The 17,962-nt window shown below is 42.6% G+C and carries 19 protein-coding genes, 1 pseudogene and 1 riboswitch; of the genes and pseudogenes, 17 read left to right on the top strand and 3 right to left on the bottom strand.

All coding sequences use genetic code 11. The features are described 5' to 3' along the window. Window positions 1–201: 201 nt before the first annotated feature. The 6 genes from FZC78_RS18330 (at window position 202) to FZC78_RS18350 (ending at window position 4,932) form a co-directional block, all read left to right on the top strand. Window positions 202–477 (top strand): hypothetical protein, encoded by a 276-nt coding sequence (locus tag FZC78_RS18330; RefSeq protein WP_148941536.1) that lies wholly within the window; start codon window positions 202–204, stop codon window positions 475–477. A 62-nt stretch (window positions 478–539) separates the two neighbouring features. Beyond that, window positions 540–686, top strand: coding sequence for a hypothetical protein (locus tag FZC78_RS23830; protein ID WP_187442796.1), 147 nt, complete (start codon window positions 540–542; stop codon window positions 684–686). An 853-nt stretch (window positions 687–1,539) separates the two neighbouring features. Next, window positions 1,540–2,301, top strand: coding sequence for a nucleotidyltransferase domain-containing protein (locus FZC78_RS18335; RefSeq protein WP_148941537.1), 762 nt, complete (start codon window positions 1,540–1,542; stop codon window positions 2,299–2,301). Between the two features lie 128 nt (window positions 2,302–2,429). Beyond that, a complete protein-coding gene (locus FZC78_RS18340; RefSeq protein WP_148941538.1) occupies window positions 2,430–3,029 on the top strand; it encodes a hypothetical protein in 600 nt (199 codons plus the stop codon). 48 nt (window positions 3,030–3,077) lie between these two features. Continuing rightward, complete coding sequence (locus tag FZC78_RS18345; RefSeq protein ID WP_148941539.1) at window positions 3,078–3,344, top strand: hypothetical protein; 267 nt, start codon at window positions 3,078–3,080, stop codon at window positions 3,342–3,344. Between the two features lie 733 nt (window positions 3,345–4,077). Further along, window positions 4,078–4,932: an AraC family transcriptional regulator gene (locus tag FZC78_RS18350; RefSeq protein ID WP_148941540.1), complete on the top strand. Its 855-nt coding sequence runs from the start codon at window positions 4,078–4,080 to the stop codon at window positions 4,930–4,932. A gap of 181 nt (window positions 4,933–5,113) precedes the next feature. Here FZC78_RS18350 and FZC78_RS18355 read toward each other — a convergent pair whose 3' ends face one another. Further along, the gene (locus FZC78_RS18355; RefSeq protein WP_148941541.1) at window positions 5,114–5,716 is read right to left on the bottom strand and encodes a hypothetical protein; all 603 of its coding nucleotides are present in this window, start codon (window positions 5,714–5,716) and stop codon (window positions 5,114–5,116) included. Between the two features lie 98 nt (window positions 5,717–5,814). On the opposite strand from FZC78_RS18355, the pseudogene FZC78_RS18360 reads away from it, so the two are divergent. The 8 genes and pseudogenes from FZC78_RS18360 (at window position 5,815) to FZC78_RS18395 (ending at window position 12,771) form a co-directional block, all read left to right on the top strand. After that, window positions 5,815–6,185 (top strand): annotated as a pseudogene (locus tag FZC78_RS18360) (glyoxalase superfamily protein). A gap of 76 nt (window positions 6,186–6,261) precedes the next feature. Further along, window positions 6,262–7,329, top strand: a complete 1,068-nt coding sequence (locus FZC78_RS18365) for a C45 family autoproteolytic acyltransferase/hydolase (RefSeq protein WP_148941542.1) — start codon at window positions 6,262–6,264, stop codon at window positions 7,327–7,329. Between the two features lie 258 nt (window positions 7,330–7,587). Continuing rightward, complete coding sequence (locus FZC78_RS18370; RefSeq protein ID WP_148941543.1) at window positions 7,588–8,097, top strand: hypothetical protein; 510 nt, start codon at window positions 7,588–7,590, stop codon at window positions 8,095–8,097. 132 nt (window positions 8,098–8,229) lie between these two features. Then, complete coding sequence (locus tag FZC78_RS18375) at window positions 8,230–8,820, top strand: class I SAM-dependent methyltransferase (protein WP_148941544.1); 591 nt, start codon at window positions 8,230–8,232, stop codon at window positions 8,818–8,820. Between the two features lie 136 nt (window positions 8,821–8,956). Continuing rightward, on the top strand, window positions 8,957–9,616 hold the full coding sequence (locus FZC78_RS18380) for a GGDEF domain-containing protein (RefSeq protein WP_148941545.1): 660 nt from the start codon (window positions 8,957–8,959) through the stop codon (window positions 9,614–9,616). Between the two features lie 128 nt (window positions 9,617–9,744). Beyond that, complete coding sequence (locus FZC78_RS18385; protein WP_148941546.1) at window positions 9,745–10,683, top strand: alpha/beta hydrolase; 939 nt, start codon at window positions 9,745–9,747, stop codon at window positions 10,681–10,683. Between the two features lie 79 nt (window positions 10,684–10,762). Beyond that, window positions 10,763–11,854 carry a threonine aldolase family protein gene (locus FZC78_RS18390; protein WP_148941547.1) on the top strand — a complete coding sequence of 364 codons (1,092 nt, stop codon included), beginning with the start codon at window positions 10,763–10,765 and terminating at the stop codon, window positions 11,852–11,854. A gap of 182 nt (window positions 11,855–12,036) precedes the next feature. Further along, entirely contained in the window at window positions 12,037–12,771 is a 735-nt protein-coding gene (locus FZC78_RS18395) for a toast rack family protein (RefSeq protein ID WP_252183676.1), read from the top strand. A 344-nt stretch (window positions 12,772–13,115) separates the two neighbouring features. Here the strand turns inward: FZC78_RS18395 and FZC78_RS23835 are convergent, their stop codons facing one another. Beyond that, complete coding sequence (locus tag FZC78_RS23835) at window positions 13,116–13,277, bottom strand: hypothetical protein (protein WP_187445002.1); 162 nt, start codon at window positions 13,275–13,277, stop codon at window positions 13,116–13,118. Between the two features lie 167 nt (window positions 13,278–13,444). Between FZC78_RS23835 and FZC78_RS18400 the strand changes: the two genes are divergently transcribed. The 3 genes from FZC78_RS18400 (at window position 13,445) to FZC78_RS18410 (ending at window position 16,145) form a co-directional block, all read left to right on the top strand. Continuing rightward, window positions 13,445–14,191, top strand: coding sequence for a DUF2161 domain-containing phosphodiesterase (locus FZC78_RS18400; RefSeq protein ID WP_148941549.1), 747 nt, complete (start codon window positions 13,445–13,447; stop codon window positions 14,189–14,191). Window positions 14,192–14,252: 61 nt separating this feature from the next. Then, a riboswitch (cyclic di-GMP riboswitch) is annotated at window positions 14,253–14,339 on the top strand. A gap of 86 nt (window positions 14,340–14,425) precedes the next feature. Further along, on the top strand, window positions 14,426–15,187 hold the full coding sequence (locus FZC78_RS18405) for an EAL domain-containing protein (RefSeq protein ID WP_148941550.1): 762 nt from the start codon (window positions 14,426–14,428) through the stop codon (window positions 15,185–15,187). A gap of 13 nt (window positions 15,188–15,200) precedes the next feature. Continuing rightward, entirely contained in the window at window positions 15,201–16,145 is a 945-nt protein-coding gene (locus FZC78_RS18410; RefSeq protein ID WP_148941551.1) for a sensor domain-containing diguanylate cyclase, read from the top strand. 392 nt (window positions 16,146–16,537) lie between these two features. Here FZC78_RS18410 and FZC78_RS18415 read toward each other — a convergent pair whose 3' ends face one another. Then, window positions 16,538–17,956 carry an NAD-dependent succinate-semialdehyde dehydrogenase gene (locus tag FZC78_RS18415; protein ID WP_148941552.1) on the bottom strand — a complete coding sequence of 473 codons (1,419 nt, stop codon included), beginning with the start codon at window positions 17,954–17,956 and terminating at the stop codon, window positions 16,538–16,540. Between the last annotated feature and the right edge of the window lie 6 nt (window positions 17,957–17,962).

Here is a 17,962-nt window from a genome sequence, read left to right on the forward strand (position 1 = left end):
AGTTTTGCAAAAACAGTCTGTTTATTTCGCGGGTGGTTTATACCTTTGGGGCGAAGGGGATGAACCCGTTTTAGGAATGGCAGCCGAAGAGCCGGCTGTTTCCGAGGAAGGCAAAACCTATACGTTCAAAAATCAATTTCTCCATAAGTAATGAATCCAGTACCTCATGCGTATAAATGAAAGGTATTGTGTCAGGGGGATGTGCACCTGAACAAGGACAAGAAATTAATTAGTACCACTGGGATACTTCATGTTGTGGATCCTTCTCCACTAAACTGGTTATATGTTTTATTCAATACAATGGAAGAAGCGGTAAGAGCTGACCACAAAGGCAGGATTACACCTTCACTTGGAGAGAGCTGGAGGTGGCTAAACAACCGGACGCTGGAAGTTACACTGCGCCGGGATGTTCTTTATCATAAGAAATCGCTAATTGAGAAAGATTCCATGTTTACCGAGCTGGTCAATGGGGAATAAATCTATATCGAAAAAACAAAAAAATAATTAAATGATGATCTACAATATAGGAGGAAGAAATAATGTTCAATATTATCAAATCATTCTACGAAGAAAAAAAGGCAGACGGAACTTACACATTCACCGATAACCATCTCAATAGATTTATAGAAAAAGGCTATATAACAGATAAGGAAGCCAATAATATCAGGAACTTTCAACAAATATAAGGCATAAACGGACACCTTGGAATCTTTCAAGGTGTTTTTTTATTTATCTGTAAAAGGAAAAACTCGCCGAGGTATTGGGCAGGTTTCTTTAGTAGAGATACAAAGGACAATTTTTAATAAAAGCTCACTCACAGGTTCATCGTAATCTTTTAAAACAGCTTCTTTTAGTCCTTTGCTGCAGCTTTTTTGGTTTGAAAGGTGCACTTTAATTCACCGGAGATAACCCGTTAAGCCAAAAACCTTAGTATCCAGGGATAGTTGTCAAATAAGATAGCATGTCCTTTAGTAAGGCTGTTTTCGAGGATAGTGCTGTTTGATAGTTACAAAGGATACAAAAGGAGGCTAATTAAAAGAAAATAAGGGAAGATTTTACCGTTAAAGTGCTGAAGGGAGCTTGTTTTGGGATAAATAAGGGAAGTTTTTTCCCTTAAGCACGCAAAAGTCACCTGTTTTCGAGTTTCTCAAGTCAATAAGAGAAAATTTTTCCTCTATTTCAACCTTTTACGCTATAAATTTCGAATTAAGGGAAGTTTTTTCCTCTATTTAGCAGGTCTTATGCTGAATCTGATTTCCCTCCAGATAAGTGCATACCCTTTTTAATATTATGATGATATCTGCAGCTTTTTGCAGGAAAGATCAATAAAAATGGCATTCAAAACGGACGTGCAGTTGCCATTATATTAAGAGTACAAAACGTATTGTTCCTCACAATAAAGCCTCCTCTTCTGAACATAAAAGGAGGCTTTATTGATACCCGAATGAATTTATCCAAGCTCGGGAAATCATTTCTCTTCTTGAAAAAGGAGTTAAATTGGAATATAATGGCGTAATATTTACTTTAAGGGGGGAGAGCATGTTGAGACAGGAAACAGCAGTGCAGAGAATTACAGAAAGTTTACGGAAGGATGAAGGGGTACAGGCTATATTTTTGAAAGGCTCAATGGGCAGAGGAGAAGAAGATGAGCATTCAGATGTGGACCTGTATGTGCTGGTAAAAGAGGAAGATGAAGAAGCGTTTCTGAAGAGGCGGATTGAACACTTAAGTGCCTATAGGAATTTATTATTCTACGATGATATTTTTATAATCGCCCCGCAAATCATCGCGGTGTTCGATGATATGCTTCATGTCGATTTATTCACGGTGACAGAGAAGAGTTTCAAGGAAAAAGACTACTTCAGAGTGGTGTATGACCCGGATAATCTGCTGGGAAAATACGAAGCCACCCAAAATCTATTATTGTCTCCGGAAGAATTTTATGAGCTGGCGATTGATGTTCCTTGGTTTCTGTTTCAATACCGGAAAGCTTATAACAGGGGAAATGCTCTATGGGGTGTTGAGGTCTTGCAGCACGGGATGTTCAAAATGGCGAAGGTTCTTCTTCACAGATATCATCCCGAGCGGGCACAGCTTGGAATGAAAGCATTGGGAGCCTTGCTGCCAGCTGATAAACTGGCAAAAGTGAATGAAATTTATAAGCATTTAAATCCCGAAAATCATCAAAAAGCGGCAGCTCTGCTCATAGAATTATACTCCGGGGAATTGAAGTGGATCGAAAAGAATCTTCCGGATGACAAAGCTGTTCCCTTTTTTAGAAAAATGGCAGAGAAGCTTTAATTTAAAATTGGCAGGAGGCTGGCTGGTCGGCAGCCCAGTTTTTTTGGCTATTGGTTCAGGGGTTAATTTCCAATTTTGTTTATGAGATAATTGGATAAGTGAATGGGGCTGTAAAAGGGGGCTTTACTATGCTTGATGTGTTCTTTCTATTGGTGTTCCTACTCGGAATCTATTTTATACTGCGATACCGCTTTAATTTGAAGAAAGCAGCAGAGACATCCACGGATGCACTTTATCCCAAAAGCAAAGAAGAGTTCTCCAGCATTTTGCTGCCTGGCGAATGGCTGGAGATGGAACCGCTCACCAAGGAGTCAAAATCATATAGAGTGGTAAATTGGGGAACTTATGGGTCTGTGATTTTGCTAGTCATCCTGCTTGTTGTTCTGCTGGCAACCGACTGGCTGGACTCGCTTTTTTCTATTTCAGCATACTTCTTTTTTATCATCTTAAGCGCCATCAGACATCGCGGGAATTTTTTCATACTGCCGAAGGGAATCATCCTGAACGCGAGGTACTATCCATTATCGGAAGTAAAGCATTATGAAACCGAAAAGATTATACGCTGGCATGAATTGTACGGATTGGATGAGAGAGCGGATAATGGCTATAAATTAAGCTTTAAAATCAGAAATAAAGTGATACAGCCGAACTATGTCATCGTTGAAAATGACGAGCAGTTAGGGAGAATAAGAGATCTTCTGGATAAACAAGGAATAACCGGGGCGTGACAGTCACACCCCGTTATATGTCGAATGAGGTAAAGGAGGAAATTAGAAATGAATCAGGCTGTCTTGAGTGTCGTATTGATTGCTGCCCTGCTGATTTCTGGAATTTATGTATATAGGAAAAGGAAGGCAGCGGGCATCACCGGTATTAAAACAGCTTTAACTTCCATATGTTTTTACCTCATTGCGGTGGTTAATCTGTTTGCCTTCTGGTTCGACTTTATAGGGTTTATCAGCTGGGGGATTACAGTCGTCCTTTTGATAACTGGTGCTTATTTCACTAAATACCTTCCGCCTCAGAACATGGAAGTAGAGTGAGCGTGTCGACAATTTGTGACATAACTCGGGGTGTGACTGTCACCATAAAGATTTTGAATTTAAAAGGAGGTTCACCCTGTGTTGAATAATATCCCTGAGAACCAGCATGCAACTAAAATTTTTGATACTTCACTTTTAAAGGGACCAGTCTGTCCTTTTTTTATCGAAATTCAATATTTTTATTGCATACCGCACAGGGTGAGTTTATTATAAATGCTTTTTGTAAGCTTCTATAATAATGGAAGCAAAGGGCAGAGACACCTATCGCAGGATAGGTGTTTTTTTTAATGAGGTTCTTTTCTTGAAATTTGTTGCATTTAAAATAAACATCGAAAAATCTCACCATTGTTGAATAGTAAATTCCTGATAACCAAGAAAGAAAAGCGCCTCTCTTCAAGTCCATAGAGAAAACATTAAATATCCCACCGAGGAACCGGCTCTTCGGAATTTATGATATTTTACCCTTCCTCCTTACCTAGAGCTGTGCCGATTGCCCAGGCTGCAGCGGGATGGGTGATGGAGTGGACGGCGCCTCAGAATATTTTCATATGGCGGGATTCTTGAAATGGCTGCCGCTCTTTTAACTTTCTCGCTTCCTTTTATACGAAAATACGGAAGGGAATCCAGTTTTTCTGCCGAACAGTAAGGTAACCACACCTGTCATAGGAGAGCAGTCGGCGACAGGTTCCTGCATTAACAAGGTGATATTCTTAGAGAGCAAGGGGGAACTGTGATGGAAATGCTGCTAAGGATGAATGAGTGTATTGGCTATATAGAAGAGAATTTACAGGGGAATATCGAGATGGAGGAGCTGGCTCGCTTAACATACAGCAGTAAATTTCATTTCCAGAGGATGTTCAGTATGCTGACGGGCTTCACAGTAGCAGAGTATATCAGGAAGCGCCGTTTGACACTGGCGGCACAGGAGCTGTCGAATTCGGGGGCAAAAGTGATTGATACCGCCCTCCGGTATGGCTATGAAACACCTGAATCGTTTTCGAAAGCGTTCAGAAGGGCACATGGTGTTTCTCCCTCACAGGTACGGAATCAGGAAGTGTCCTTAAAGGCCTTTCCTCGCATTTCCTTTCAAATTCAATTAAAAGGAGAGAAAGAAATGAACTACAAAATTATTGAAAAAGAAGGATTTAAAGCAGCAGGAATCGGCAAAAAGGTATTGGCTGCAAACGGGGAAAATAAAAAAGACATTCCGGTATTATGGGATGAAGTCAACCGAAAAGGACTCGATAGGGAAATCTGTGAAGCTGCCGGAGCGAAAGACCTATTAGGTATCTGCATGGAGTTCGACCACCCAAAGGAAGAGTTCACTTATTTCATTGGAGCCCAAACAGACAAACCGCAGGAGAAATTTGAAGTGAAGGAAATCCCGGCATCCACCTGGGCAGTATTTGAATCTGTCGGCCCCATGCCTCAGGCGATCCAAAATGTATGGCAGCGGATTTATTCTGAATGGTTTCCGTCCACAGGCTATGAACATGKGGGAGGACCTGAATTTGAATTATACCCTCCAGGTGATATAGACGATGAAAATTACAGGTGTGAAGTGTGGATACCGATCAGGAAGAAATAAATAAAAGGCTTTCTCTGAGGGATGGACCCTTCGGGAAAGCCTTCTTTTATTCAGAAAAACCCTTATCTACACTTTTTACATGGATGGTGGCTTTAGAAAAGAAAAGTATGTTGTGGTTGGACGGAGTTGATTTATTTACCATCAGCCCAGGAAAACAGCCATTCAAATTGATTTATATTTTTTAACTTAGATATCTTTGCATTCCCTTCGTAAGTTCAATCGCCTTTGTTTCATGAACCGCAGCCTGCTCAAACAGTCCCTTCTTATGAAGAAGCTCTGCTTTCAATGACTCTCCCATCCATGGCTTTGTCAGCGTGGAGCTCATTTCTTCTGCTTCTTCATAGTGTCCTTCCTCTACCTGTAACAATGCCTCATAATATTGTCTGACAGAAGGGTCCTTAATCAGCAGGATATCGTCCCTTACTGCTGATAGCCTATTTTCAAGTGCAGCATAAGCGACTGTAAAAATAGCAGTGATATTAGGAGACTTATATTTCTTTTTTAACAAATGAAGTGCTTCATCCACTTCCCGTTCATCTGAGTCTGCGAGGCCGCAGTAAAAATGGATAATAGGCTGTTTGGTTCTTTGCTTTAGATAAGCTTCTATCTTTTCAGTGTCTTTCGAAAAATACATGTACCAGACATATGGGATATACACAATAAGAGTCACGCTGAGGAAGATCAGGATGGCGGTCATCCAGAAATTAATCTGCCTTATTGCGGTCAGGACTCCCAAGGTGATTGCCAGGATGATGATGAAAATATATTGTTTCTTGGAGATCACTATATTTCCTCCTCTTGTGAAGATAAGACAATTCCCAGATAATTATAATGTAGTAAAAGAGAATTCGTATATAACTATTTTCCAAGGAGGTCCGGTAAATGAAAAGAACAGAATTTGGAGGAGCTGTCCCAGTTTTGAGGATTTTTGATGAAGCTAAAGCGAAGGAATTCTATCTCGACTTTCTTAGTATGATATGGACTGGGCTTATGGGGGCGAAGAACTTCCAATTTATATGCAAATCTCAAAAGGGAACTGTCTCCTGCATCTTTCAGAGCACCACGGAGACGCCTGCCCAGGGGCTGAGGTAAGAATCCCGGTGAGTGATATAGAAGAATGGCACAAGCTACTAATAGGTGAAGATTATAAATATATGAAACCTGGGATAGAGGATACGCCTTGGAATACTCGTGAAGTAAAGGTAACCGACCCATTCGGAAACAGATTGATCTATTATAGCCCGGTCTCCTAGTCAGTCCCGAATTCTTTATTTGTCCTTTGCAATGGTTTATTCTAAATGAAAGTTTTTTAAAAAAGAGGGCTGCAAAATGAAAGAAATATACAGTGAAATCATCCAATTCCGGGGAACCCATTTTGATTTTGGCTATATGCAGGGAGAGCGGATCAAAGATTCTCTCACTGTTATCAACCGTGAAAATCAATGGAAGGTCCGCAAACCGAGGTTCACCATAAAACCGGAAGAAGTAAAAGAAGCTGTCACAAGGTTCGCTCCAGGTGTCTGGGAGGAGTTGCTAGGACTGCAGGAAGCCCTAAAATGGCCGATGGAACGGATATTGAAGGAGTTTGGAGGGTACCGGGTCGACTATTTGAAGTCAGGGTGCTCCATCTTGACTGGTGATAATTACTTGATCCGCAACTACGATTACCATCCCAAGACCTATGAAGGCAGGTACACATTGTATCAGCCGACCGATCATCAAGCGTATGCGATCATTGGGCCGAGCCAGCGTGTGACAGGCAGAATGGATGGGATGAATGAGAAAGGTTTGTCCATCGGCTACAATTTCATGCACCGAAAGAATCCTGGTGAGGGGTTCATTTGCTGTATGATCGGCCGCTTGATATTGGAAGCCTGCGCAAATGTTGAAGAAGCAGTCGCAATGCTGCGGGAAATTCCCCACCGGCATTCTTTCAGTTACATTGTTCATGATTCCAGCAGTGAAACCTTTATAGTGGAAACCTCCCCGCGTGGTGTTAGGGTCCGCCAGAACAATGCCTGTACGAACCACTTTGAAATCATGCTGGAGGAAAACCGCAATCACCTTATAGACTCGAAACGCCGTCTGGATATCCTTCAGAAAAATGAGGATGGCAACCGTGACGCTGCGGAAGCATTCAGGCTTCTTAATGACAGCGATAAAGGAGTTTTTTCAGATTTATACGGCAGCTGGGCCGGGACGATTCATACGTCTGCCTATTTTCCGAGTGAACTCAAGGCATGGTTTGCGCTTGGAGGTGACCGTGAACCTGTAGAGTTCGATTTTAACAAGTGGCTGCAGGGTGAAGATCTGGAGCTGGATCGAATAACGGGAGAAGTGGATACAGATATCCCGTTTGTCCATATGGATGAGCATGCGGATTGGAGCAGAAGATAGGTAAATGCTTAAAAGGTCTGGGAAAGAGTTTAAGCAAATTGCCAGCGTCTCTGCATATGAACGAAAGAATTACTATGATGAAACTGCGGAGTCAGGATCCTGCTATTATGTTGCTTCTGTAAATATAGCTGGAAAAAGAGTCGGAAAAATCTCAGATAGGTCAGGCTGTTTAATTTAAATTATAGTTTCAAGGCCTGGTAATTGAAACTTTCCTTCCCTTGCTTCGTATAAGTAAGAAAGAAGCATTGGGGGGTTATCATGGGTACTTTATACTTCTCAGACAATTTTTTTTCTTCAGGCAGAACGGATATATACAATTCGGAGAAAGAGAAAGTTGGAGAGCTGGACCTGAAAAGCGCATTCTCAGCCAGTAGGGATATTTTGAATAACGAAGGCCGGGTGATGGCGAGCGGTAAATTCCCTTTCTTAGGAAACAGATGGATTGTCTCTGGGAAAGAAGGGGAGGAAATGGGAGAGTTGAGACAGAAGTGGTCCTTCTTTAGCAAGAGATTTCAGTATCACTCTTTTGGTAGAGGAACATTTTCTATTGAATCAGAGGCTTTTTCAAAAGACTATACTGTTCTTGATGAAAAAGGTGCCGTCATTTGCAGCTTTGAAAGAGTCAGCGGCTTCTTTTCCTCACCAGCCTATAAATTGGAGAATTATTCAAGCCCACTGAGCAATCAGGAGCTTGTCGCGGTTGTGATGGGGGTCAATGCCATCCAAAAACGAAATAATGCGGCTGCTTCCAGCAATGGGGCAACATGAGCGTGAGTCACTTCCCGGAAATTATCGATGAAAATCGATGGAAACCATGGAAGTGGCTTTTTTATTCAGATTATATCCTCTAAAGGGATAATGTTATACTTGTAGGAAAAATGCGGGTAAGGAGAAGCTTTTATGAATGATAAGCTGCTGAATATCAAGACGGAAACCGTTCAAAAATCCTCTTACGAATCTCATCATTATAACCGATATGAACCAACTCCCTATGAGGTGCTGGACAGGCTGTTTCAATTCGTTGAGTTTGAGGAGACGGACAATGTAGTGGATTTTGGCTGTGGATCCGGCAGGTTGAACTTTTACATACATTATCGTTTTCAATCCACTGTCACAGGAGTCGAAATGAACGAATACCTGTATGGACAGGCTCTTGAGAACAGAAAGCATTATCGCAGCAAATTTGCGGATGCCAGTGAGAAGGTTCAATTCCAAAACTGCCTGGCCCAGGCCTACCGCATCAGCACGGAGGAGAATGTCTTCTATTTCTTCAATCCGTTTTCTGTTCGTATTTTCATGGCGGTGGTAAATAACATACTTCAATCCCTTGAGGAAACCCACCGTGAAATCCAACTGATTTTATACTATGCCCCCGAAGATTATATCTTTTTCCTGGAAAACCAGACAGCTTTCCACTTGGAGAAAGAAATCATTCTGCCGGGAAATGCCTATGAAAAAATGCTCATTTACAGCTTTGGGGATTCCGAGTAAAAGCAATACCCCTGAAAAGGAAAAATACTGTATAATTCAACTTGGTAAAGCGTTAAAGGGTAATTCAGTGCTTTAAACCACTAAAAGGGACAGTCCCTTTTAGTGGTTTAAAGCGATAAAGCAAGGCGGCAAGGGCTTGTCAGTTAAAGGAAGTGATGTCATGAGATACACCGGCAGGATATCGAGCATCTTGATTGTGATGGTCATCCAGACTTCTTATGTAATTTACTATTTTCATAGAGATGGGTTTGTGGATATTGTCGGCTGGCTGGCATATCCAGTTCTGCTTTTGATATCATACTGGACAGGTTTTCAGTATGACAAAGCTAATTACTATTCAGAGCGAGATCCTCTTACCAATCTTTTTAATAGAAGATTCATGACAAGAAGGTTCAACAAATATATTAAAATAGCAGACAGTAGGGAAAAGAAGCTTTTTGTACTGCTGATTGATTGTAATCGTTTTAAACAGATCAATGACGAATACGGGCATGCGGCCGGTGATCAGGTCCTGGTTGAAATCGGGAAGGTGCTTAATCGGAAGCGGCGGGATGTATTTGGATCTGCCCGCTGGGGAGGAGACGAATTCATTGTCCTGGGGTTCTGTGATGACGCTGAAGAACTGAAACGTATACAGTTGGAATTTAAGAGTGAGCTAAGCGGAATCAGGGTTACAGAAGGCGGAAGTTCCATAGCTGTTTCGATTGGCTCGTCCCTCCAGGAAGAGGCATGGAATATACATGATCTCCTTCAACAAGCTGATGCCGTTATGTACCAGGAAAAAAGGAGCATGTGAGCGTATCTCCTGAAAAGAAAAATCGGTTTCAGAACGAATCGGATGATTCTCGCATGATGTTCCAGAATCTCTAATGATATGTTCAGAAAAAGAAGAGAAGAATAATTGATTTATAAAGGAGTTTGAAGATGAAGAAGGTTCTTAAATGGGGCGTTACCATTGCGGCGCTGCTGGTGATTGTATTTATTGTGGCGGGCAATTATTTTTATAATGTAGCGGTCAATCGCAGCGAGGAATCAGTAGAACTGTATGGAGGTTCCGATACAGCAAGCACCTTGGTGGATGAAGAGGAACAGAGAAAATTGGAGGAAGTCCTGGAGTGGACGGAGAACCAAACATTTGAAGAAGTAAAAGTGGAATCGCACGATGGCTTAAATTTAAGTGCTGTACTCTTAAAAAGTGAAAAGCCGAATGGCAAAGCTGTCATTCTGGCTCATGGATACAAAGGCAGCAATGAACAAATGCCCGGTATTACTAAGTTTTATCATGAACAGGGGTATGACGTCCTCAAGCCCGATGCAAGAGGACACGGTAAAAGTGAAGGCAGCTACATTGGATATGGCTGGGACGACCGGAAGGATTATACTAGGTGGGTGGATCTATTAATAAATGAATATGGAGCTGAAGAGGTCTATCTTCATGGCTTTTCAATGGGAGCCGCAACCGTGCTGATGACGAGTGGAGAGGACCTCCCTCCGGAAGTGAAAGGAATCATTGCCGACAGCGGATACACCTCGGTGGAGGAAGAACTCGCCCATCAACTGAAATACTTATACAACCTCCCTGCTTTTCCTTTGATGGAGATAACCAGTGTGGTAACAAATATCAGGGCGGGTTACACATTCTCTGAGGCTTCGGCTGTAGAACAGGTCAAGAAGAATACCCTTCCATTATTGATTATTCATGGAGATCAAGATGAGCTCGTGCCGACGGACATGGCCAGCACCCTATACGAAGCTGCATCAGGCGAAAAAGAGCTCTGGATTGTCCGCGGAGCAGGTCATACGGAAGCCTATACTGTTGCAGAAGAAGAGTATCAAAGGCGCTTGAAGGAATTTTTGGAGTGACAGTCACACCCCGGTTTATGTCGAAAAACCCTTCGACAAATGCCGGGGCGTGACTGTCACCAGAAGAGGAGATGTAGAGATGAGTGGAAACAAAACCTTATTCCAGGCATTCAAAGAAACACCGATGAAAATAAACGGCCACGGCAATCGGGATGCTGGTGTGCTGAAAGAGGCATTCGATCGAATAGACTCTGATACGGAAAGTGACATATATGGAAGCGGAAAGGTGATCGAGGCATTTCAGGAAAAGATGGCAAACCTGCTAGGCAAGGAGTCGGCGGTGTTTTTTCCGAGCGGCACGATGGCGCAGCAGATTGCTTTAAGAATCTGGTGTGAGGAGAAAGGATTGAAGCGTGTCGCCTACCACCCGCTATCCCACCTGGAGATTCATGAAGAAGACGGAATTAAAGAGCTTCATGGGATTGAGTCGGTATTGCTTGCTGACAAAGACAGAGTCATCACGCTGGAAGATATTCAGAATATGAAGCAGGAAGCGGCTGTTGTTCTTCTTGAACTGCCGCAGCGTGAAATCGGCGGACAGCTGCCTGATTTTGAGACACTTCAAGCCATTGCAGCCTATTGCCAAGAACAGGGTATCAAGCTTCACCTTGATGGAGCAAGGCTGCTCGAAGTTCTTCCTTTTTATAGAAAAACAGCCTCGGAAATCTGCTCCCTCTTTGACAGCGTCTATCTATCTCTTTACAAAGGGATAGGCGGCATCGCCGGAGCCATTCTTGCCGGAAATGAAGCCTTCACTAAGGAATCAAAGGTATGGAAGAGGCGTCATGGAGGCGATTTGATCAGTCTCTATCCTTACATCGTCAGTGCGGATTATTACTACGATCTGCGGGCTGACAAAATGGAGCAATATTACCATGGAGCAAAAGAATTGGCAGAGCACTATAACATCTGCGAGAAGGTATCCACATTACCACAAGTGCCGGTGTCCAATATGTTTCATGTTCACTATGAGGTATCAAAGGAAGACCTTGAGCCCATACTTGTAGAGATTTATGAAAACACCGGAGTCGGACTGAGCGGCTATCTAAGGGAAACTGGAGATAGCTCTTGCTATTATGAGGTCAGTATTGGAGACCTGTATGAAACAATTCCAGAAGAAAAACTAAAAGAAGTTTTTAATACTCTGAATGAAAAATTAAAAGCAATATAAGGGAAAGGGGTGGCCGACTTAGGTCACTCCTTTTTAATAGAGGAATTAAGATGATAGGCTGAGTTGAGGACCGGTCACACTCCGCCTCAGGTCTTAGCTGAAAATAAATCTCTGGTTCGTTTTTCCAATGGCTGTAATCCTGTAGTATAAATGTATAAACAGAGCGATTGGGAGGGAAAAACATGAAAAAGAAAGTATGGGCTGGTGCTTTACTGGGTGCAGCAGTAGTGATTTCCACTGGCTGCGGCGTTTTTGAATCAGAGACATTTGGAAAAGGAACTCTCAATGAATACAAAGTTGAAGTGGAAAAAGATGATGCGAAAGAATTGGAAGTTGACCTGCGCTTGGGGGCAGGAGAAATGAATGTATCCGGAGGTTCCGCTGAATGGGTAACAGGGCAAATTCAATACAACAATGAGGACATGGAGCCCCAGGTGAAATATGACCAGAGTGGGAACAAAGGGGACATTGTCATTAAACAAAAGAAAGATATAGATGTAGGTGCCGGTCTTGGTAATGTAAAAAACAGCTGGGACCTTCAGTTTTCCAATAAGGTTCCGATTGATCTTCGTGTCAACTCAGGGGCGTCCGACACAAACCTTGATTTAAGAGGAATGATGCTGTCCGGCTTAAAAGTCGATGCGGGCGTCGGTGATGTCGATGTGAACCTTAGCGGCGATTGGAAAGATAGCTTCGATGTCGATATAGATACCGGCATTGGCGAGACGACCGTCATCCTCCCTAAAGAAGCTGGGGTACGGATTCAATCAGAGGAAGGAATCGGCAAATCCAATTTTTACGGATTTACTTCCATTGGCAAAAACACTTATGTGAATGATGCGTTCGATACGGCTGAGATTATCATCACTGTCAATGTAGAAACCGGTATTGGTGAAGTGAATTTTGAAATAGAGTAAGACTTGAAGTAACCTGTTCTCTTCAGATTTACTTGGACGGCGCAAAATGGTAAATCAAAGACTGAACCAACTAACAAACCACATAAGTACCACAGGGGAGTTCATAATCAAAAAGGCTCAGAGATGCAAATATCTCTTAGCCTTTTTCAGTAAATAAGCAAACATGTTCATTAGATGCTAAAAAAGTTAAATGAATAAGCGCGCTTATTTTACAGATGATTTGCTGGTTACTAAATTAAGCACTAAAACTTCAGCCTGCCTACAGAAATTTCATAATCTCCACTATTATTCCTGCCTTGGGAACTTACTAAGTTAGATAAGCTTATTAAAATTGCCAATCGAATTTATCCTTGATTTGATCCTCTGTCGACCTTGTCTGCGATTTCCTTTAAAGAATTCTGCATTTGAAAATGATGAAACACAGTCAAGGCTATGACTACAAAACTAAACAATGTCGATAAAATCGTGCTCCCAAGCAGCGCATTCAAAACCTTTCTATTATTCAATGGATACTCCTCCTATACAGTATGAATAGCTATATTATCTGTCTTTCCGCTGAATCTATTCGTGGCACATAGACCGCCACTTCTATATTACGGCTGCTTCCAAAGTGAGGTATAATGAAAATAGACTAATTAAACGTATGACGAACAAATACTGGGAAGGTTTTTATATGAATGAAAAAAAGAAAATTTTAGAGGCTGACCTTTATAAGCCCATCCAAAAGCATTTTACCCGGGAGGGCTATAAGGTAAACGGAGAAGTGAAGGATTGTGATCTTACAGCTGTAAAAGGAGAACACCTTGTCATTGTGGAGCTTAAATTGAATCTGACGGTTGATCTGCTGATACAAGCTACCAAAAGGCAAAGGCTTACAGATCTTGTCTATATAGCGATCCCCAGGCCGAAAAATATGAGATCGAGACGCTGGAAAGATATCTGCCATCTGGTCAGGAGGCTGGAAGTGGGGCTGATCACTGTATCGGCTGCCAATAAGGTGCCTAAAATTCAGTTTATCCAGCATCCCGAGCCTTTTGATTTTATAAAAAGCCAAAAAACAAGCAGCCGCAGGAGGAATTCGCTCTTGACCGAGATTGAAGGCCGGAGCGCTGATTACAATGTTGGCGGGAGCAGCAAGACGAAGATCATGACTGCTTATAAAGAGACCTGTATCATGATTGCTTGCTGCCTGGAGCAATACGGCCGGATGGCTCCGAAGGATTTGATTAAACTTGGAACCGGGACTAAAACTCAATCAATCTTGAGCAAGAATTACTATAAATGGTTTGAAAGAGTAGACAGGGGAATCTATGAAATCACAGAAAAAGGTAAAGAAGAACTGAGAGGATTTCCCCAACTTAAAGAGCACTATATGCGGGAAATTATTATAAAAAAAGAGAAGTTGCTAAATCCTGAGTAGGAATATTGCATCAGGGCATAAATGCCTATATAATGAAACTTGTAAATAATTTCAAAAAATAATTTGATAAAGGCAAACCCATTGAAAGGTGGCGACGCAAAGCTATAGGGGCTAAAGTCAGTAAAGACAATGCCAGCCAGCTGCCGGATTTTTACTTGTCTTAAAGACTGTTCCGGGGAGGAATGGTCTTTTTTGTCATATTTATAACTAATTGCATAGGAGTCCGAGAACATCATGGTATTAACTCTATCGAATATTATTACGAACGAAAAGTTTTGGAATGTTTTCCAGCCGGTTTATGATTTGAAAAATGATACTCTGGCAGGTTACGAGAGTTTGTTTCGCTGTGATTTTGATTCCAATCCAGAGCTGGTGTTTTATCATGCCAAGAAAACAGGTATCCTCTACGAACTGGATACAGCATCTGTTAAGCGGTCGATCAGAGTTTTTAATGAATACTTCTCGCAGAGTAACAAAAGTTTTCCTTATCTTTCGGTCAATCTTTATCCCTCTACTATCAAGCACCCTTTTTTCATTCAATTTTTACATAAACTTTTAGAAGAAGTAGAACTTCCCCCTGAAAAAGTGATCCTGGAAATTAATGAAGCCGAGCAGAATGATGACTTCGTTCAATTCAGGAAGGTGCTTCATGATTTGAAATCAAGAGGGTTCTTAATTGCTATGGATGATTTAGGCAAGGGCAATTCTTCTTTGAAGATGGTTCTGGAATTGGAACCGCAGATTATCAAATTTGACCGCTATTTCTCCATGGGTTTATCTAAAAATATAAAAAAACAGCGGCTGCTTCAAGCCATTATTGAGTTTGCTCAGGAAGATACCTGCTTCATTCTGGAAGGAATTGAAACGGAGGAAGATCTGGCGGCAGCCAAGTCAATCGGTGTCCAGTTTGGACAGGGATATCTGCTTGGCAGGCCGGAAAAGTTAGAAGACTGCGACCGCAACCTGAAACAAGTCATCTCTTCTTATAACCTGTAATAGGAGGAACGCTATGGAGGTATGGACATTAATAGCCGGCATTGCAGCAGGGATGTCCCTATTCAAGGGCTATGATTATATTAAAAATTCAGCGGCTAGGGAAAATGAAAAACGGATATATCAACTGGTGGAGAGGTCCAAGGATATCATCTACTACTGTGAAACAAAGCCGGCACTGAGGTTCAGGTATCTAAGTCCGTCCATCGATAGTATTTTGGGCAGCGGAATCCAAGTGCGAAGCATGGTGAACGCCCAGACCAGCATAGAACTCCTTCATCCTGACGACAGGGAGTTATTGGATCGGAAGTTGTCCGGTAAATTGGATTACAGCCAGCCGATTATCCAGAGATGGGTGGATGATGAGGGCAACTATAAATATTTTGAAGAGTTTGCCACGCCTATTTTTAAAAATGGGGAGATGATAGCGATCCAAGGCGTCATCCGGAATATTGATGAAAAGATGCGGCTCCAGGAAGAACTGATTTATAAGGCTCATCATGATGGATTATCGGGGCTGTACAACAGGCTTTACTTTGAAAATCAATCGACAGAGCTGGATGAGGAGGAAAACATTCCGGTTGCCCTCTTACTCTGTGATCTGGATGAGCTCAAATATTATAACGATACTCATGGACATCGAACAGGTGATGAACTAATTAAAGAAACAAGCAAAATCCTCAGGACTCTTCAAAGTGAAGAAATCCTCATTGCCAGAATCGGAGGGGACGAGTTTGCCATTCTCATTAAAAATCCGGGATTGCATTTTCCTGAAGAAGTGAAAAGAAGGATTCAACAAAAAATCGCCAACTATAATCGGTATAGCAAAACAATCAAGATCATGCTTTCGGTCGGTGTCGCGTCAAGCTCAACATCTCTCGGGAAAATGAATGAACTCTACACTTCTGCGGATCAAAATATGTATGAAGAAAAACGGAAGAAGAAAAAGAGCTTTAGTTAAGGGCTGTTTTGCTTTCTGGCTAGAATAAAACCTTTAACTTGGCTGACGGGGGAAACATTGGTACAGTCTGGTCTGGGATTGGGAATTTATTTGTGTGGGTTTTGTTTTGAAGAGAGGCTGTGCCGAAACTCCAGCCTCATTCCTGTTTTTCTTTGGTGAAAAGAGTGGCCCAGCCTGTTCAGCGTACATGCTGAGAAGGCTGGGTCTTAATACGTACCATTATCTTCGAGAAAGTGTAAAATTGATGGTACCATTAGCAAGGAAACGTACCATTAATGGCGAGTAAAGATAATGGTACGATTAGCGTCCAACCACACTAACTTCCCTAGTATACTCTTAAAAGTATAACACTCATGAAAACCAACTCACACAAAACAAGTGAGAAGTCTAGTCTATAACCCCAGGGAAATATATTTGACCTCGAGGTACTCTTCAATCCCATGGTGTCCGCCTTCGCGGCCAAGTCCGCTTTGCTTGAAACCTCCGAAAGGTGCTTGCGGAGTGGAAGGCATTCCGTCGTTCAAGCCGACAATCCCGTATTCCAGGGCTTCACAAACAGTAATGCCTTTTGTGATATTTTCCGTGAAAACATAAGCAGCCAACCCATAGATGGAGTCGTTGGCACGTTCGATGACTTCTTCGATTGTTGAAAAGGTTGTGATGGGAGCCAGTGGGCCGAATGTTTCCTCTGTCATGCAGAGCATATCATCTTTTACGTTGGAAATAATCGTCGGACCGAAGTACAGTCCTTCATTGTGGTTTCCGCCATACTCGAGGGAAGCTCCTGCTTTAAGGGCATTTTCCAAGTGTTTCTTCACTTTTTCTACCGCGGCTGCATCAATGAGCGGGCCTATATCCACTCCTTCCTCCAGGCCGTTTCCTACCTTTAATTGTTTAACCTTTTCGACCAGCTTCTTGGTGAAAGGCTCTTCAATGGATTCGTGAACATAGATGCGGTTTGAGCAGACACATGTTTGACCTGCGTTTCGAAATTTAGATGCGATGACGCCGTCTACCGCTTTGTCGATGTCGCTGTCATCCAAGACAATGACAGGGGCATGGCCGCCAAGCTCCAATGACAACTTCTTCACTGTATCTGCTGCACCTTTCATCAACAGCTTGCCGACCTCAGTGGACCCGGTAAACGTTAATTTTCTTACACGTGTGTCGGAAAGCCATGCTTCTCCGATTTCTTTTGCATCACCTGTAACGACATTCAGGACCCCTTTGGGTATGCCTGCTTCCTCAGCAAGCTGGACCAGCTTCAGCGCAGTCAGCGGTGTTTGTTCCGCCGGTTTTATGACGGCTGTACACCCGGTGGCTAAGGCAGGTGCGACTTTCCTTGTGATCATGGCCGCCGGGAAATTCCAAGGGGTGATGGCAGCGACAACTCCCACCGGCTGTTTTTGCACAAATAGCCGCTTATTTCTTTGAGTGGCAGGGATGGTTTCTCCGTAAACCCGTTTTCCCTCTTCTGCATACCAGGAGATGAATCCATTTGCATAATTAATTTCTCCGGCTGCTTCCTTAAGTGGTTTTCCCTGCTCCATGGTCATGGTCTTTGCCAGATCATCTTTGTTTTTTTCAATAAGCTCATGCCATTTAAATAGGAGCTCGCTTCGTTCATAAGCAGAATAGCCGGACCACTCCTTGAAAGCCGAATGTGCTGCATCGACGGCGGCCAGCGCTTCATCCCTTCCTCCGTCCGGAACGGTTGCAATCACTTTTGAGTCAGCGGGATTCTGGACCTCGATTGCAGGGAGCCCCTGGCCAGCCTCCTCTCCATTAATTCTCATCATGTATTTCTCCATAACTAA

The organism is Rossellomorea vietnamensis (assembly GCF_008180415.1).
Taxonomy (GTDB): Bacteria; Bacillota; Bacilli; order Bacillales; family Bacillaceae_B; genus Rossellomorea; species Rossellomorea vietnamensis_C.

Excerpts from the sequence above, each read along its gene's own strand:
- FZC78_RS18335 (WP_148941537.1), top strand. The coding sequence starts at position 1,540 with ATGTTGAGACAGGAAACAGCAGTGCAGAGAATTACAGAAAGTTTACGG.
- FZC78_RS18415 (WP_148941552.1), bottom strand. The coding sequence starts at position 17,956 with ATGGAGAAATACATGATGAGAATTAATGGAGAGGAGGCTGGCCAGGGG.
- FZC78_RS18395 (WP_252183676.1), top strand. The coding sequence starts at position 12,037 with ATGAAAAAGAAAGTATGGGCTGGTGCTTTACTGGGTGCAGCAGTAGTG.
- FZC78_RS18340 (WP_148941538.1), top strand. The coding sequence starts at position 2,430 with ATGCTTGATGTGTTCTTTCTATTGGTGTTCCTACTCGGAATCTATTTT.
- FZC78_RS18385 (WP_148941546.1), top strand. The coding sequence starts at position 9,745 with ATGAAGAAGGTTCTTAAATGGGGCGTTACCATTGCGGCGCTGCTGGTG.
- FZC78_RS18400 (WP_148941549.1), top strand. The coding sequence starts at position 13,445 with ATGAATGAAAAAAAGAAAATTTTAGAGGCTGACCTTTATAAGCCCATC.
- FZC78_RS18345 (WP_148941539.1), top strand. The coding sequence starts at position 3,078 with ATGAATCAGGCTGTCTTGAGTGTCGTATTGATTGCTGCCCTGCTGATT.
- FZC78_RS18390 (WP_148941547.1), top strand. The coding sequence starts at position 10,763 with ATGAGTGGAAACAAAACCTTATTCCAGGCATTCAAAGAAACACCGATG.
- FZC78_RS23830 (WP_187442796.1), top strand. The coding sequence starts at position 540 with ATGTTCAATATTATCAAATCATTCTACGAAGAAAAAAAGGCAGACGGA.
- FZC78_RS18405 (WP_148941550.1), top strand. The coding sequence starts at position 14,426 with ATGGTATTAACTCTATCGAATATTATTACGAACGAAAAGTTTTGGAAT.
- FZC78_RS18365 (WP_148941542.1), top strand. The coding sequence starts at position 6,262 with ATGAAAGAAATATACAGTGAAATCATCCAATTCCGGGGAACCCATTTT.
- FZC78_RS18370 (WP_148941543.1), top strand. The coding sequence starts at position 7,588 with ATGGGTACTTTATACTTCTCAGACAATTTTTTTTCTTCAGGCAGAACG.
- FZC78_RS18375 (WP_148941544.1), top strand. The coding sequence starts at position 8,230 with ATGAATGATAAGCTGCTGAATATCAAGACGGAAACCGTTCAAAAATCC.
- FZC78_RS18410 (WP_148941551.1), top strand. The coding sequence starts at position 15,201 with ATGGAGGTATGGACATTAATAGCCGGCATTGCAGCAGGGATGTCCCTA.